This is a genomic window from Pseudomonas sp. RIT-PI-a, from assembly GCF_001187875.1.
Taxonomy (GTDB): Bacteria; Pseudomonadota; Gammaproteobacteria; order Pseudomonadales; family Pseudomonadaceae; genus Aquipseudomonas; species Aquipseudomonas coleopterorum.
Genome location: NZ_LGIR01000011.1, coordinates 431140 through 447457 on the forward strand (window position 1 = coordinate 431140; position 16318 = coordinate 447457).

Sequence of the window (16318 nt, forward strand, 5' to 3'; positions counted from 1 at the left end):
CTACCAGCTGATTCGCAACCCCAGGCTGCCCTGCAGGCTTTCCTGGGGTTGTGAATCCAGGCTGCGGGCGTAGTCGGTGTTCAGGTACAGGCTGACGTCGTCGCTGAGCCGCGCGGCCAGGCCCACGCCCAGTGTGGCTTGGGTCGCCCGATGCTGGCTGTGCAGGGTATCGATGTCATCGAAGGTCACTGCGTCTTCGCCGTCCAACGTGTGCCAAAGGTTGGTTCGTACATAGGGCTCGACCGGCGTACCGCCCACTCGGCACTCACCTTTCAAACGCACTCCCAGGCGTGTCTGCCAATAGTGCTCGCTGTGGAATGCCACTTTCGACACAGGATCACGCGCCGTGTCCAGCGTGATTTTCTGTCCGACCACCTGCACCTGCGGCTCCAGCAGCCATTGCTCGGTGAGTCTTAGCGGGTAACCGGCTTCCAGGGAAACAGCCACTCCGTGTCCGTCGAGGTCGAGCGTATAGCCGCGTTCGGAGCGGCTGCGCCCCTCAAATCGAGTGCTCATCGCGACCAGGTCAAGGTAGGCCCCTGCGGGGCTGATAACCGTCCAATAGGCGCCGAGGTTGTCGGCGCGCAGGCGGATGTTGCCCGAAGGGGTGTCCTCGAACCCCAAGGCGAAGCCGCGGATGCTGCCATCCAGTCGAGCGTTCCCGACGAACAGCCCGGCGTGATGGCGGTAGCCACTGTCGCCAAGGGTGGCGAACAGATCATGACCCACTTGGTAGCCACTGACATTGCTGCTCAGATTGGGAGTCGTTGCGCCGGCCCACTGCTGCCGCCCGTGACTGCCGAAGGTCCGGGCCCACCCGGCAGGCAGGACGCCGCGTTCCGTAAGCAGACTTTGCTCGCCCTGACGCTCATGGAAGCTCCCCAGGCTGTCCAGCGCCAGCAAGGCGGCAGCGGGCGGTACGACGCTGTAGGCAGGCACTTCGATCCGGTACAGCACGATGCTCTGACCGGGGGCCGGGTGTGGCAGGTTCGGCGTGCCGATCGCCGCGATGGGTTCCTGAGCGCCCGGCGCAGGGCTGGGTGGCGTTGGCTCGGGTTCAGGAGGCTGCGGCTGGACCGGCGGCTCGATGACGGGTGGCTCGACTGCGGGCGGTTCTATGACCGGTGGTTCCGGCTCGGCTACAGGGGGTTCGACCACTGGCGGCTCGATGACAGGCGGTTCGACCGTGGGGGGCTGGACCACAGGGGGCTCAACGACAGGCGGTACCACCACGGGCGGCTCAGTGACCGGCGGTACCACCACGGGCGGTGCCACCACGGACGAACGCAGGAACCAGCTGTTCTCGCTGCCCGCAGTGACCCCACCCTTGAACAGGTAATACTGATAGGCGCCGACCGACAGGTTGTTGGCCAGGGTAAAGGCACCGTTGGTGCTGGTCGCGCCTTGAGTGGCCTCCACCAGTGTGATGCCGTTGGCTGTGGTCTGCGCGCCACGGCCATCGAGGTTGTCGACGGTAATGGCAGTGAGGCCACTGAGCGTGCCTTGAGCCACGACCAGCCGATCGGAAGGGGCGTCGTCACCGGCGAGCACCGTCTGCAGTTTCAGGCGCGCGTCGTTGCCCACGTAGTTGCCGATGACGGTCAGGCGGTCTTCCGCCTGGGCGCCACTGCGGGTGAGGTCGATCAGCCCGGCATTGTTCAGCGTGATCGTCTGACCCTCGACGATCGGGCCGACCGTGCCTTGGGTCGCGCCCAGGGTGCTACTGCGGTCGAGAGTGAGCAGGCCACTGTTCGGCGGCGTCGAATCGTCCGCCAGGCTCAGGCGATCAGGCAAGTCCAGCACCGAGCCGTTGCTCAGGTTGATCGTTTCCCAGTAGCTGTAGCGTGCGCCGCCAGTTGTTCTGCTGTTGTCGAGGGTCAACGTATCAATGCCGGCGTCCCCGTAGATCAGGCGCGGCGATGCCAGTTGGGTTTCCTCCAGGTTGCTCAACAGCGCCGTGTCGTCGCCTGCGCCCATGCTGATGGTGCCGTGGATCAGGCCCGCGTCGCGCCAGATGAAGCGGTCGTCGCCGAAGCTCAGCAAGACATTGCCGCCGATGTCGCCACCGCTCACCGTGACCTCGTCGACGCCGCCACTGACGCTGATGTTGCCGCCGATGCTGCCACCCGACACGGCGATGGTATCGTTGCCGAAGCCGGCGACCAGATTGCCGTTGATGCGGCCTCCAGACAGTTCGAACAGGTTGTTGTCCAGCTTCATGTCGACTCGGCCAATGGTGCCGCCGCTCATTCGCGCGATATCACCGTCCTCGAAGGCGCCAACGATAGTGCCGTCGGTCATGGAAAAGGTGTCCAGCCCGTCACCTTGGCTGAGCGACTGGATCTGCCCGCCGCGCATGATGAAGCTGTCGATGCCGCTGCCCTGGCTGACCGGGCCGCTGATGGTACCGCCTATCACTTCAAGCGTATCGGCGCCATCGCCCTGAATCAGGGAAGACAATCGCCCCCCGCTGACGAGCACCGTGTCCGCGCCTGCACCGGTGTTCAGCACGCCTTCGATGCTGCCCGAGCCCAGCAACACGCTGTCCTGGCCAGGGCCGAATTCGACCGCTCCAGTAATGGTTCCGGTGCCGCCTGGGGGCAGGGTCAGGCTGTTGTTGCCCAGCAGATCGCTCAGCGAGGGAGCTGTTCCGCTGTCGCACACGTAGGCGTCATTGCCTAGGCCGGGGGCGAACGTGCAGTCGGCCGACGCCATGTCGGAGGCGGCCCAGCTGGTCAACAACGACGCGGTCAATAAACAGCGGTATCTAAACAACTCGTTGGTGTTCATCGACAACTCCCACACACGCGTTCGCCGCGAAACAAGGCGCGGTGAGCGATCAAGTGGTTAATGGAATCACATGGTGCAACGAGTGTAGTCGACGAATGTTGGAAGTTGCTTTAAAAGGCAGAGTGGTATGAAGTTATTCAATAGCGGCATGGATGAAAAAAGTTATTCATCGATGCCGCTATTAGTTGCAAAGGTGTTCCTGGCTGTTTGTGCTCAAGAAGCCTTGCGCGGGCTACGTCTGGCCGGGGCTTTTTTCGCGGCGGTTTTCGCTTTGGCCGGCTTGGGCTTGGCCGCAGCGGAAGGCTTGCCAGCGAGGCTGCGCTTGAGCAGCTCGGTCAGGTCGATGACGTCGGCGGTTTGCCGTGACGCTTGGTCGGACTCGGTTTCCACGTCTTCGATTTCACCTTTGTTGGCCTTCTTCTCGACCAGTGCCATGATCTTCTGCTCGAACTTGTCGACATATTCTTCGGGCTGCCAGTCGCCACTCATGTCTTCGACCAGACGCTTGGCCATGTCCAGTTCTTTCTTGGTCAGTTCGGGCTTTTTCACTTCCTTGCCCAGTTCCAGAATATCCAGGTCACGCACTTCGGAAGGCCAGCGCAACTTCACCATCACCAGTGCACCGTCCAGCGGCATCAGCGCAGCCAGGTACTGACGGGTATGCAATACCACCAGGGCCAGTGCAACTTTCTTGGTGCTGATCAATGTTTCCCGCAACAGTGCATACACTTTTTCGCCACGGCGATCCGGGGCGAGAAAGTAGGGTGTGTCTATATTGGGCAGGGGGATCTGGGTGCGGTCGACGAAAGAGAAGATATCGATGGTTTGTGTCGATACAGGGTGGGCCGCTCGGATTTCGTCTTCGCTCAGGACAACGTAGCGACCTTTCTCGTACTGGACGCCCTTGACGATGTTTTCCTTGTCCATCTCCTTGCCGGTCTTCTTGTTGATGCGCTTGTAGCCGACCGGGTCCATGCTGCGTTTATCCAGCCAATCGAAGTCGACGCCCTGTGAGGCAGTGGCTGAAACCAGGGCCACGGGGATGTGCACCAGACCGAAACTGATCGCGCCTTTCCAGATTGCTCTTGCCATGGTGAGAATTGCCCCTGAGCGGTGTGTCTGCAGGGGACCCTACGGGGATCGGCAAAGTTTCAATGGCCTAGGGTTATGCAAATTGCAACGGCTGTGCACCGTGATCTTGCACAATGCACGACGCGTCGATCAGGTCTGAATGCTAACTCTTTGATTGATATAGGAAGTACGCTTTGGTGCAGAGGGCATGAAAGGTGCACTGTCTTCGGGCAAGCCCGACTTCAGGGATAAGACCAAGAATGGAGTGTCATCATGTTGTCCACCCTTGAACTGCGTAACATCATTGAAAGCAGTTTCCTGCCCCAGCGCTGCCAGTGCACCCAAGCCACCGATCGTTCCTTGACCGTACGTGTGTTCGATCAGGCAACGCATAAGGTCGACTACACACTGAGCGGAATCCGCACCGAGCAGTTGACCAGCAGCCGAGCGATTTCCAATCTGATTGCGGGCATGCGCACCGACCTCAAGCGCCAGCATCAGATGCCGAGGGCTGTCGGCGAGTACCTCTGAATCAGCAACGACTGTGCCGTGTTCATTTCGACGAACCGCGTGTGCCTCCGACGCGGCTTGCGCCGCTGCTACAGGGGGTGGTCGTTTTCAGGGACCACGGCGTTCGTCCATGCGACATCGCAAGTGGGCGGTGGCTCTGATGGAGCGCGGTGTCTGCCGATGTGGTGTTAGTCGCGGTAGAACACCTGCACCAAGTGGTAACCGAATTTGCTCTTCACCGGGCCATGTACCGTGCGCAGCGGTTTCTTGAAGATGATCTGATCGATCGCTCCCACCATCTGCCCAGGGCGGACCTCGCCCAGATCGCCGCCGCGCTTGCCGGACGGGCAGGTCGAATACTTCTTCGCCAGCACATCGAACGCTTCGCCCTTGGCTATCCGCAGGCGCAGCGCTTCCGCTTCCTCGGCAGTCTTGACCAGAATGTGCCTTGCTTGTGCCTTCATGACCCGATGCTCGCTGAAAAAAGCCGCTGATTATGCCGCAAATCAGGACAGGTTGATCATGTCGCGGATCTTGCTGCCCAGTCGTTCGATGGAAAACGGTTTAGTGATCATGTCCATGCCCTCGGCCAGGAACCCGTAACGCTCGGCGGCCTTTTCCGCGTAGCCGGTGATGAACAGCACCTTCAGTCCAGGCCGCTGCTGACGCGCAATCTCGGCCAATTGCCGGCCGTTGAGGCCCGGCAGACCCACGTCGGTGACCAGCAGGTCCATGTGCAGGCCTGCTTCGAGCAGCGCCAATGCGGCGCTGGCGTCAGCTGCCGAATGCGCGGCATAGCCCAGTTCGTCCAGCACATCCAGCACCAGCATGCGCACCGCCGGATCGTCTTCGACCACCAGCACGCTTTCCCCGGCCTGGGCCATCGGTGCCACGGCTGGAGTGCGTCGCTCGGCGGTGTCGCCGAACGGTTCGCTGTGGCGCGGCAGATAGAGGCGCACACAGGTGCCCTCGCCAGGCCGGCTCTGTAACGTCACCTGACCGCCCGATTGCTGGGCGAAGCCATAGATCATCGACAGCCCCAAGCCGGTACCTTGGCCGATCGGTTTGGTGGTGAAGAAGGGGTCGAACGCCTTGGCCAGTATCGGTGCACTCATGCCACTGCCATTGTCGCTGACCCGGAACATGACATAGGCGCCCGGCTTGACCGGTTCCAGGGTCGCGCCTTCCGGCGTGGCGTCCAGTTCGCAGTTGGCGGTCTCGATGGTCAGCACGCCGCTCTCGGGCATGGCGTCGCGGGCGTTGATGACCAGATTGAGCAGGGCGTTTTCCAGTTGGCTGGCATCGGTGTTTACCGGCCACACGTCCTCGGCCAATTGCAGGCGCAGTTGCAGGTGCTCGCCCAAGGTGCGGCTGAACAGCTCTTCGAGCGAGTGCACCAGCTCGTTGGGCGCCAGGCGCTTGCGGTCCAGCGACTGGCGTCGCGAAAACGCCAGTAGTCGGTGGGTCAGGCCCGCCGCGCGATGCGCCGAACTGATCGCCGCCTCGCTGAAGCGCTTGATCTCGCTGCTGCGCCCGGCGTCGATGTAGCGCTGCATCAGGTCCAGGCTGCCGATGATGCCGGTGAGCATGTTGTTGAAATCGTGGGCAATACCGCCGGTCAACTGGCCCAGCGCTTCCATCTTCTGTGCATGGCGCAACGCCTCTTCGGCGCGCTCGCGCTCCTGCATTTCGTTCTGCAGCCGCAGGTTGACCTCGGCCAAGGCCTGGGTACGCTCGCTGACCCGGGTTTCCAGGTGCTCGTTGAGCTCGCGCAGGGCCTGCTCGACCTGACGGCGATTCTGCACGTCCTCGGTCATGCCGAACCACTGCCGGATCACGCCATCGGCATCGCGCTGGGGCAGTGCGCGGGCATGCATCCAGTGATAGCTGCCGTCGGCCATGCGCAAGCGGTACTCGGCGTCGTAGGGGCGGCCGGTGCTCACTGCCAGTTGCCAGGTGTCCAGGGTCGGCAGGTGGTCATCCGGGTGCATCAGATGCGCCCAGTCTTCATCCGCCTGCAGGCCGCGGATGCCAGTCAGTTGTCGCCAGCGCTCGGTCTGGCTCTTGCCGTCGGTCCGGCCATTGGCCTCGGCCGTCCAGTGCACGGCAGGTGACAGCTCGATGGCCATGCGAAAATGCGCTTCCCGGTCGCGCAGATCCTGCTCGGCGCGACGGCCCAACGCGCTGACTTCACGCCGCTCGTTGGCCTCGATAGCAGTCACCAGAATGCCGGCCACCCGCTCGTTTTCGTCGCGGATCGGGCTGTAGGTGAGGTCCAGCCAGACTTGTTCGGAATCGCCCTCGCGCGGCAGATTGAAATCCTTTTCGCTGAAGGTGCGCACCTCACCCTGCAACACGGCGGCGTAGATCGGGTCGGTGAACGCCTTGAGTTCCGGCCAGATGCTGTCCACCGGCTGGCCGAGGGCGCGCGGGTGGTTGCTGCCCACCAGCAGCGCGAAGGCATCGTTGTACAGCTGGCACAGCTGCGTGCCCCACAGCAGCAGCATTGGCATGGGCGAGTGAGTGACGATGTCCACGGCAGTGCGCAGGCTCTGCGGCCAGGCATCGGGGGCGGGCAGGGGACTGTCGGCCCAGTCCATGCTTGCGATCAATGTCGCGACCTTGCCGCCCACAGGTGAGGCATTCATTGCGTTATCCTTTGATTTACCGCGGCTGCAGATGCAGCCAAGCTATAGCGTACTTACTATCGACGGCCTTCGCAGGACCCCAGCACATGGAAATTCAAGCATTGCTCAAGCTCCTGGCCAGTCAGGACGGCTCCGACCTCTACCTGTCCACCGGTGCGCCGCCCTGTGCCAAGTTCAACGGCGTGCTCAAACCCTTGAGCGCCGAGGCGTTGAAGCCCGGCGACATCGCCGAGATCGCGGCCGGCATCATGGACGCCGAGCAGCGTATCGATTTCGAGCGCGAGCTGGAAATGAATCTGGCGCTGTCGATCCACGGGGTAGGGCGCTTTCGCGTCAACATCTTCAAGCAGCGCAACGAAGTGTCCATTGTCGCACGCAACATCAAGCTCGACATTCCCAGCTTCGAAGACCTCAAGCTGCCGCGCAAGCTGCTCGACGTGATCATGGAAAAACGCGGCCTGGTGCTGTTCGTCGGCGCCACCGGGTCGGGCAAGTCGACGTCGCTGGCAGCGTTGATCGACTACCGCAACCGCAACAGCAGCGGGCATATCATCACCATCGAGGACCCGGTGGAATTCATCCACCGGCACAAGAAATCGATCATCAACCAGCGCGAGGTGGGGGTCGATACGCGCAGCTTCCAGGCGGCCTTGAAGAATACCCTGCGCCAGGCGCCGGACGTCATCCTGATCGGCGAGATCCGCGATCGTGAAACCATGGAGCATGCGCTGGCGTTCGCCGACACCGGTCACCTGGCCATATCCACTCTGCACGCCAACAACGCCAACCAGGCCCTGGACCGCATCATCAACTTCTTCCCCGAAGACCGCCGCCCGCAGTTGCTCAACGACCTGGGCAACAACCTGCAGGCGTTCGTTTCGCAGCGGCTGGTGCGCACCACCGACGGCAAGCGCCGCGCGGCGGTGGAAGTGATGCTGGGCACCCCGACCATCCGCGACTTCATTCACCGCAACGAGTTTTCCGAGCTCAAGGGCATCATGGAGAAATCCGTGAACCTGGGCATGCAGACCTTCGACCATGCGCTCTACGAGCTGGCGGTGGAAGGGGCGATCAGTGAAGAAGAGGCGTTGAAGAACGCCGATTCGGTGAACAACCTGCGCCTGCGCTTGAAACTGCAAGGCGAGGAAGGCGTGCAACACACCACCGCGCCGGCCCCGCCCACACCTGCCCCCGACCGCAAAAGCGCAGATTGGGGCCTCGTGGCAGATGACCCAGAAACCCCGCACTGACCCACCACCGCCCGCATTATCTCAGATGCACCGCAGACGCTGTTGATGAAACGCGGACCCCTGTAGCAGCGGCGCAAGCCGCGTCCGGGCACACCGCGTTCATCCAGGCACACCGCGTATGCCGCCGACGCAGCTTGCGCAGCTGCTACAGGAAATACCCAAGGCCACGGTGTTCCAGCTGCATCGCAGACGCTGTTGATCGAACGCGGTCCCCTGTAGCAGCGGTGCAAGCCGCGTCCGGGTCCACCGCGTTCATCCAGGCACACCGCGTATGCCGCCGACGCAGCTCGCGCAGCTGCTACAGGTGGATTTCCACTGCCAGGGGCAAATGGTCCGATAAGTGCGTCCACGGCTTGTTGCCCAAGATGATCGGCCCATGACTGGTCGCGTTTCTGACGTAAATCCGGTCCAGGCGCAGCAGCGGGAAGCGTGCCGGGTAGGTCTTGGCCAGCTGCCCGTTGTGCCGCTCGAACGCTTCGTGCAGGTCCTGGCGCTTGGCCAGCGTCGCGTTGCCGCGCAGCTGCCAGTCGTTGAAATCCCCGGCGATGATCACTGGCGCATCTTTAGGCAATGAATCAAGCAGTTGACCCAACAGCTTCAATTGCAGTTGCCGATGACTTTCCAGCAATGACAGGTGCACGCAGATCGCATGCACCTCATCATGCCCCGGCACCTGCAGAACGCAGTGCAGCAAGCCGCGGCGCTCGGGCCCGGTGATCGAGATGTCGAGGTTGGTGTAACGCAGGATCGGGTACTTGGACAGCACCGCATTGCCATGATGGCCGTCCGGATACACCGCGTTGCGCCCGTAGGCGAAATCACTCCACATGCTGTCGGCGAGAAACTCGTACTGCGACATCTGTGGCCAGTTGGAGAACTTCGACGCATGGCCATCGTGGCCGCCCAGCACTTCCTGCAGGAACACCAGATCGGCGCTGGTGCTGCGCACCGCCTCGCGCAACTCGGGCAGGATGAAACGGCGGTTGAAGGCGGTGAAACCCTTGTGTGTGTTCACCGTCAGCACCCGCAGGCGATGCACTTCACGAGGCTGGTCCGGCGTTTGCGGGCCGAGGGGGTCGCTGGGGGGAGCGATGGTCACAGAAGCTCCTTGCACATGAGAATGTCCTTACTCCGACTTTGCCGGCACTGGGCGGTTCCCCGCCTCATTGCGCGAGCCAGCCACCGTCGATGTTCCAGGCCGCGCCACGCACCTGGCTACCGGCTTCGCTGCACAGGAACAGGACCAACTCGCCCAGATGCTCGGGGGTGACGAATTCCAGCGACGGCTGCTTTTCAGCCAGCAGTTCGCGCTGGGCGGCCGCCGGGTCACCGCCCTTGGCCGCGCGGTCGTCGATCTGCTTCTGCACCAGCGGGGTCAGGACAAAGCCGGGACAGATGGCATTGCAAGTGATCTGCGTGGTGGCCGTTTCCAGGCCCACCACCTTGGTCAGACCGATCACCCCATGCTTGGCCGCCACATACGCCGACTTGCCGACCGACCCGACCTGGCCATGCACCGAGGCGATATTGACGATCCGACCCCAGCCTTTGTCGCGCATGCCGGGCAGCGCCAGGCGAATGCCGTGAAACACCGAAGACAGGTTGATCGCGATGATCGCGTCCCAGCGCTCCACCGGGAAGGCCTCGACCGCTTCGACGTGCTGGATGCCGGCGTTGTTGACCAGAATGTCGACACCGCCAAGGCTCGTTCGGACGTACTCGAACAACTCGGCCAATTGCGCTGGATCGCTGACATCAGCGCCATGGTGCGCAACCTGGGTGCCGTGCCGACGGACTTCGGCCAGGGCCACCGTCGGATCGCCGAAGCCGTTGAGCACGACGTTCGCGCCGTGGGCGGCCAGCACCGAGGCAATGCCCAGGCCGATGCCGCTGGTGGAACCGGTAACCAAAGCCGTCTTGCCGTGGAGTGCCATGTGCAGTGTCCTTGTGGTAGTTATGCACGCTATACCAGGCTACACCATCGCTGCCTGCAGCAGTTCCTGGGTGTAGGGGTGCCGTGGGTCGCTGAACAGCCGATCGGTGGGGCCATGCTCCACCACCTTGCCATCCTTGACCACGATCACATCATGGGCCAGCGCCCGCACCACCGCCAGGTCGTGGCTGATGAACAGATAGGTCAGGCCATGGCGCTCCTGCAACTGCTGCAGCAGCTGCACCACCTGCTTCTGCACCGTGCGGTCGAGGGCCGAGGTCGGTTCGTCCAGCAGCATCAAGGCCGGGCGCAGTACCAGCGCGCGGGCGATGGCGATGCGCTGACGCTGGCCGCCGGAGAACTCGTGGGGGTAGCGGTGCCGCGCCTCGGGGTCCAGGCCCACCTCGCGCAGCACCTGGATCACCTGTTCATCGCACGCGCGGGCGTTGGCGCCGCTGTGCACTTCCAGACCTTCACTGATGATCTGCGCCACCGACATGCGCGGGCTGAGGCTGCCGAACGGATCCTGAAACACCACTTGCATCTGCTTGCGCCACGGCCGCATCTGCTTCTGATCCAGGCCATCGAGCGCCTGGCCCTGGAAACGAATACCCCCTTGCGAATCGACCAGGCGCAGGATCGCCTGACCCAGAGTCGACTTGCCCGAGCCGGACTCGCCGACGATACCCAGGGTCTTGCCTTGCCGCACGCTCAGGCTGATGCCATCCACCGCCTTGACGAACTCGCGCGGCTTGCGAAACAGCCCGCCGTTCAGCGGGTACCAGACCTTCAACTGCTCGACCTGCAACAGCTCGGGCCGAGCCTCGTGGGACAGCGCCACACCAGCGGGTTCGGCATCCAGCAGCAGTTGGCTGTAGGGGTGTTGCGGTGCGCTGAACAGCTGTTCGCAAGGGGCCTGCTCGACGATTTCCCCGGCGCGCATCACGCACACGTGCTGGGCGATGCTGCGCACCAGATTGAGGTCGTGGCTGATCAACAGCAGCGACATGCCCAGGCGCTCCTGCAACGACTTGAGCAGCAGCAGGATGCGTCGCTGCACCGTGACGTCGAGCGCGGTGGTGGGCTCATCGGCGATCAGCAACTGCGGCTCGCAGGCCAGTGCCATGGCGATCATCACGCGCTGGCGCTGGCCACCGGACAATTGGTGCGGGTAGGCCTTCAGGCGCTTGTGCGGTTCCTGGATGCCCACCATCTGCAGCAACTCCAGAATGCGCGCCTCGGCCTGCTTGCCGCCCATGCCCTTGTGCACCAGCAGGGTTTCACCGATCTGCTTCTGCACCGTGTGCAAAGGGTTCAGCGAGGTCATGGGCTCCTGAAAGATCATGGCGATGCGATCGCCGCGCATGCGGCGCAGGGTGGCCGCATCGGCGCCCAGCAGTTCCTGACCCTGATAGCGGACACTGCCGCTGCTCTGGCAGCCGCTCACTGGCAGCAGTTGCAGGATGGAGTGGGCGGTCACCGACTTGCCCGAACCCGACTCGCCGACCAGCGCCACGCACTGGCCGGCAGGAATGTCGAAACCGACATCCTTGACCACTGTTTGGCCATTGAAGGCCACGGTGAGGTGGCGGATTTCGATGAGGTTTTCAGCGGTCATAGGCAGTGGCCTTTTGGGGTGACGGTACGGGCCTCTTCGCGGGCACAGCCCGCTCCCACAGATTCAGCTCCCACCACGCCCTTGTGGGAGCGGGCTCTGCCCGCGAAGAGGCCCCCAAACCCACCACAAAACCCCACATCAAGCACGCGGATCAAACGCATCGCGCAGCCCCTCTCCAATGAACACCAGCAGCGACAGTATCAGCGCTAGCGTGAAAAACGCCGTGAAGCCCAGCCACGGCGCCTGCAGGTTCTGCTTGCCCTGCGCGATCAACTCGCCCAGCGAAGCACTGCCGGCCGGCATGCCGAAGCCCAGGAAATCCAGCGCCGTGAGGGTCGAGATCGCCCCGGTCAGAATGAACGGCAGAAAGCTCAAGGTCGCGTTCATGGCATTGGGCAGGATGTGCCGCAGGATGATCTTACGGTCCGACAAACCCAGCGCCCGTGCGGCCTTCACGTATTCCAGATTCCGCCCGCGCAGGAACTCGGCGCGCACCACGTCCACCAGCGCCAGCCAGGAAAACAGCGCCATGATGCCCAGCAGCCACCAGAAATTGGGCTCCACGAACCCGGAGAGAATGATCAGCAGGTAAAGCACCGGCAGCCCCGACCAGACCTCCAGCAGGCGCTGGCCGAACAAATCCACCCAACCCCCGTAGTAGCCCTGCAACGCTCCGGCAGCGATGCCGATCAGCGAGCTGATCAAGGTCAGCGCCAGAGCAAACAGAATCGACACCCGCGCACCGAAGATCACCCGCGCCAGCACGTCGCGGGACTGATCGTCGGTCCCCAGCCAGTTGGTCGTCGACGGTGGGCTCGGGGCGGGCTGGGTCAGGTCGTAGTTGGGCGTGTCGGCGCTGAACGGGATCGGCGGAAACAGCATCCAGCCGCCACGCGAGGCGATCAACTGGCGCACGTAGTCACTGCGGTAGTCGGCCTGGAACGGCAACTGCCCGCCGAACTCCTGCTCGGTGTGGCGCTTGAACACCGGGAAGTACAACTCGCCGTCGTACTTGAGCACCAGCGGCTTGTCATTGGCGACCAGTTCGCCGCCCAGGGTCAGGGCGAACAGGGCCAGGAACAGCCACAGCGACCACCAGCCACGGCGGTTCTGCTTGAAGCGGTCCAGGCGACGACGGGCCAGGGGCGACAGACGCATCAGGCATTCCTCGCGCTGAAGTCGATGCGTGGATCGACCAGGGTGTAGCACAGGTCGCCGATCAGTTTGATCAGCAGCCCCAGCAGGGTAAAGATGAACAGCGAGCCGAACACCACCGGATAGTCCCGCGACACTGCCGCTTCATAGCTCAGGCGGCCCAGGCCGTCGAGGGAGAAAATCACCTCGATCAGCAACGAACCGGCGAAGAACACGCTGATGAACGCCTGGGGCAAGCCGGCCACCACCAACAGCATGGCATTGCGAAACACATGGCCGTACAGCACCCGTCGCTCGCTCAGGCCCTTGGCCCGCGCCGTCACCACGTACTGCCGGGTGATCTCGTTGAGAAACGAGTTCTTGGTGAGGATGGTCAGGGTGGCGAAACCGCCGATCACCAGCGAGGTCACCGGCAGCACCAGGTGCCAGAAGTAGTCGGCGATCTTGCCCAGCAGGCTGAGCTCGGCGAAGTTGTCCGAGACCAGCCCCCGCACCGGAAACCAGTTCAACGAGGTGCCGCCGGCGAACACCACGATCAGCAGCATGGCGAACAGAAATGCCGGCATGGCGTAGCCGATGATGATCAGGCTGCTGCTCCACACATCGAAGCGGCTGCCGTGGTGCACCGCCTTGCGGATGCCCAGCGGAATCGACACCAGGTAGGTGATCAGCGTCGCCCAGAACCCCAGCGAGAGGGTCACCGGCATCTTGTCCAGGATCAGGTCGGTGACCTTGGCACCACGAAAGAAACTGTTGCCGAAATCCAGCACCGCGTAGCTCTTGATCATCAGCCACAGGCGTTCATGGGCCGGTTTGTCGAAACCGTACTGGCGCTCGATGTCCTTGATCAGCTTGGGGTCCAGGCCACGGCTGGCGCGCGAACCGCCTTGCAAGGTGTCGCCGCCACCGCCGGTGACGCTGCCGCCGCCCACACCCTGCAAGCGCGCGATGGCCTGTTCCACCGGGCCGCCCGGCGCAGCCTGGACGATGACGAAGTTGACTAGCAGAATCGCCAGCAGGGTCGGCACGATCAGCAAAAGGCGACGTAATGTGTAACCCAGCATCAGTGAGTCTTCCCTGTCAGGCGGTCACGCATCTGTTCGGTGGTCAGCGCCGTGGGGCTGACCTCCCACCAGGTTTCGATCGCCGGGTCATTGGGCGCCGGGGAGGCGGGCATGCCGAAGCGGTTCCACCACACCGTCGAGGTGCCCGGCGGGTAGTAATTGGGCACCCAGTAGTAGTTCCACTGCAGCACCCGGTCCAGGGCGTGGGCGTAGTCGCGCATCTGCGTCTGCGTGCTGGCCGCGCCCAGGCCGTTGATCAGCGCGTCCACGGCCGGATCCTTGAGCACCATCAGGTTGTTGGAACCCGGGTCGGTGGCCACGCTGGAACCGAAAAAGCCGTACAGTTCAATACCCGGCGTCGGGGTCACCGGATAGCCGGTAATGATCATGTCGTAGTCGCGGGCCATCAGCCGGTTGACGTATTGCGACGAATCGATGCGGCGGATCTCCATGGTGATGCCGATCTGCGCCAGGTTGCGCTTCCACGGCAGCAGCAGGCGCTCCAGGCCGTTCTGGGTGTTGAGGAAGGTGAAGCTCAGCGGTTTGCCTTCGGCATTCACCAAACGGTCGCCGTCGGCATGCCAACCGGCCAGCTGGAGCAGCCGTAGCGCCTGCAACTGCTTGTCGCGGATCAGCCCGGAACCGTCGCTGACCGGGGCATGAAACACCTGGGTGAACACTTCATCCGGCACCTGGCCGCGCAGTTTGTCCAGAATTTTCAGTTCGCCGTCGCTTGGCAGTTCCCGAGCGGCCAGCGGGCTGTTGGAGAAGAAACTCTGCTGGCGGATGTACATGCCGCGCATCATCTGCCGATTGCTCCATTCGAAATCCCAGAGCATGGCCAGCGCCTGGCGCACGCGTCGGTCCTGGAGCACCGGCCGTTGGAGGTTGAACACGAAGCCCTGGGCCGGTTGCAGGCCTTGCTTGGCCAAGTGCGCGCGCTGCAGGCGACCGTCGTCGAGCGCCGGGCCGTTGTAGCCGATGGTGTAGGCCGTGGCGGAAAACTCGCGGTTGTAGTCGTAGCCACCGCCACGCAGCACCTGGCGGGCGACGTCGGTGTCGCCGAAGTACTCGATGCTGAAATGGTCGAAGTTGTACATGCCGCGCGCTTCGGGCAGGTCCTTGCCCCACCAGTCGGGATTGCGCTTGAAGGTGATGCTGCGGCCGTTGTCGATCTTTTCGATCGAGTAAGGCCCGCTGCCCAAGGGCGCCTCGAAACCGCCGCCGTTGGCGAAGTCGCGTGTCTTCCACCAATGCTCGGGCAGCACCGGCAGGGTGGCCAGGTCCAGCGGGAGGGTACGGCTTTCGGCATTCTTGAAATTGAAGCGCACCTGTCGCGGACCCTCGACCTGCACATCGGCGACGTTGGCGAACTGAGTCCGATAGCCCAGGCTGCCTTCACGCATCAGCAGCTCGAAGGTGTAGCGCACGTCCTCGGCGGTGATCGGCTGACCGTCGGCGAACACGGCCTTGGGGTTGAGGTAGAAACGCAGCCACAGGCCGTCATCGCCGCGCTCCATGCGCTCGGCCACCAATCCATAGACGGTGTAGGGCTCGTCCAGCGAGCGCACGGCCAGGGGCGAGTAGAGCAGGCCGTCGACCTGGCTGACACCGATGCCCTTGTCGATGTACGGCAGGATATGGTCGTACTGGCCGATCTCGATGGCCGAACGGCGCAGGCTGCCGCCCTTGGGCGCGTCGGGGTTCACGTAGTCGAAATGCTGGAAGTCGGCGGGGTAGCGCGGTGCTTCGCCGTAGACGGTCAGCGCATGCTGCGCTGCGGCCTGGGCGTGGGCCGCCGTGGTGAACAGGGCACAAAGAACGAAAGAGAGGAAAACTGCGCGCATTGTCTGCCTGGGTCGAAAAGCGAAGGGTGCAGCCTAACATCATGGCCCGGTGGTATTGCAAACGCAGAACGGCCCGCGATAGACGGGCCGTTCGGGTGTAACGCAGACCGCGGACGAATCAGTCCTGACGGCTGGTGACTTCCAGCAGGTGGTAACCGAACTGGGTCTTCACTGGGCCTTGCACGACGTTGATCGGCGCGCTGAACACGACGGTGTCGAATTCCTTGACCATCTGGCCTGGACCGAACGAACCCAGGTCGCCGCCTTGGCGGCTGGATGGGCAGGTGGAATTGGCCTTGGCGATTTCCGCGAAATCGGCGCCGCCTTCGATCTGGGCCTTGAGGTCGTTGCACTTGGCTTCGTCGGCAACCAGGATGTGGCGGGCAGTGGCTTTAGCCATGATGATTCTCCTTTCTGAAAAAGTGGGCAGGG

At 63.1% G+C, this 16318-nt stretch carries 13 protein-coding genes; 2 read left to right on the top strand and 11 right to left on the bottom strand.

Annotated elements, in window-relative coordinates; all coding sequences use genetic code 11:
- Together AC788_RS04340 and ku are read right to left on the bottom strand one after the other, a co-directional pair.
- Window positions 1–2790 carry an autotransporter family protein gene (locus AC788_RS04340; protein WP_049859375.1) on the bottom strand — a complete coding sequence of 930 codons (2790 nt, stop codon included), beginning with the start codon at window positions 2788–2790 and terminating at the stop codon, window positions 1–3.
- A 213-nt stretch (window positions 2791–3003) separates the two neighbouring features.
- Window positions 3004–3882, bottom strand: a complete 879-nt coding sequence (gene ku, locus AC788_RS04345; protein ID WP_049859376.1) for a non-homologous end joining protein Ku — start codon at window positions 3880–3882, stop codon at window positions 3004–3006.
- A 252-nt stretch (window positions 3883–4134) separates the two neighbouring features.
- On the opposite strand from ku, the gene AC788_RS04350 reads away from it, so the two are divergent.
- A complete protein-coding gene (locus AC788_RS04350) occupies window positions 4135–4392 on the top strand; it encodes a DUF1652 domain-containing protein (RefSeq protein ID WP_049859377.1) in 258 nt (85 codons plus the stop codon).
- Between the two features lie 167 nt (window positions 4393–4559).
- Here the strand turns inward: AC788_RS04350 and AC788_RS04355 are convergent, their stop codons facing one another.
- Both AC788_RS04355 and AC788_RS04360 read right to left on the bottom strand, forming a co-directional pair.
- Window positions 4560–4835, bottom strand: coding sequence for a peptidylprolyl isomerase (locus AC788_RS04355; RefSeq protein WP_043189034.1), 276 nt, complete (start codon window positions 4833–4835; stop codon window positions 4560–4562).
- A gap of 42 nt (window positions 4836–4877) precedes the next feature.
- Complete coding sequence (locus AC788_RS04360) at window positions 4878–7019, bottom strand: hybrid sensor histidine kinase/response regulator (RefSeq protein WP_049859378.1); 2142 nt, start codon at window positions 7017–7019, stop codon at window positions 4878–4880.
- A gap of 86 nt (window positions 7020–7105) precedes the next feature.
- On the opposite strand from AC788_RS04360, the gene AC788_RS04365 reads away from it, so the two are divergent.
- Window positions 7106–8269 carry a PilT/PilU family type 4a pilus ATPase gene (locus AC788_RS04365; protein ID WP_049859379.1) on the top strand — a complete coding sequence of 388 codons (1164 nt, stop codon included), beginning with the start codon at window positions 7106–7108 and terminating at the stop codon, window positions 8267–8269.
- A gap of 298 nt (window positions 8270–8567) precedes the next feature.
- Here AC788_RS04365 and AC788_RS04370 read toward each other — a convergent pair whose 3' ends face one another.
- From AC788_RS04370 to AC788_RS04400, 7 genes are all read right to left on the bottom strand, one after another.
- Window positions 8568–9362, bottom strand: a complete 795-nt coding sequence (locus AC788_RS04370) for an endonuclease/exonuclease/phosphatase family protein (protein ID WP_082223590.1) — start codon at window positions 9360–9362, stop codon at window positions 8568–8570.
- Between the two features lie 70 nt (window positions 9363–9432).
- On the bottom strand, window positions 9433–10203 hold the full coding sequence (locus AC788_RS04375; RefSeq protein WP_049859381.1) for a 3-hydroxybutyrate dehydrogenase: 771 nt from the start codon (window positions 10201–10203) through the stop codon (window positions 9433–9435).
- Between the two features lie 39 nt (window positions 10204–10242).
- Complete coding sequence (locus AC788_RS04380; protein WP_049859382.1) at window positions 10243–11820, bottom strand: ABC transporter ATP-binding protein; 1578 nt, start codon at window positions 11818–11820, stop codon at window positions 10243–10245.
- Between the two features lie 138 nt (window positions 11821–11958).
- Complete coding sequence (locus tag AC788_RS04385; RefSeq protein ID WP_049859808.1) at window positions 11959–12981, bottom strand: ABC transporter permease; 1023 nt, start codon at window positions 12979–12981, stop codon at window positions 11959–11961.
- The gene (locus AC788_RS04390) at window positions 12978–14039 is read right to left on the bottom strand and encodes a microcin C ABC transporter permease YejB (protein WP_049859383.1); all 1062 of its coding nucleotides are present in this window, start codon (window positions 14037–14039) and stop codon (window positions 12978–12980) included. Before AC788_RS04390 ends, AC788_RS04385 begins: the two co-directional genes overlap by 4 nt.
- Entirely contained in the window at window positions 14039–15886 is a 1848-nt protein-coding gene (locus tag AC788_RS04395) for an extracellular solute-binding protein (protein WP_049859384.1), read from the bottom strand. The genes AC788_RS04390 and AC788_RS04395 overlap by 1 nt, the downstream gene beginning before the upstream one ends.
- A gap of 118 nt (window positions 15887–16004) precedes the next feature.
- Window positions 16005–16286 (bottom strand): peptidylprolyl isomerase, encoded by a 282-nt coding sequence (locus AC788_RS04400; RefSeq protein WP_043189047.1) that lies wholly within the window; start codon window positions 16284–16286, stop codon window positions 16005–16007.
- Window positions 16287–16318: the final 32 nt, after the last annotated feature.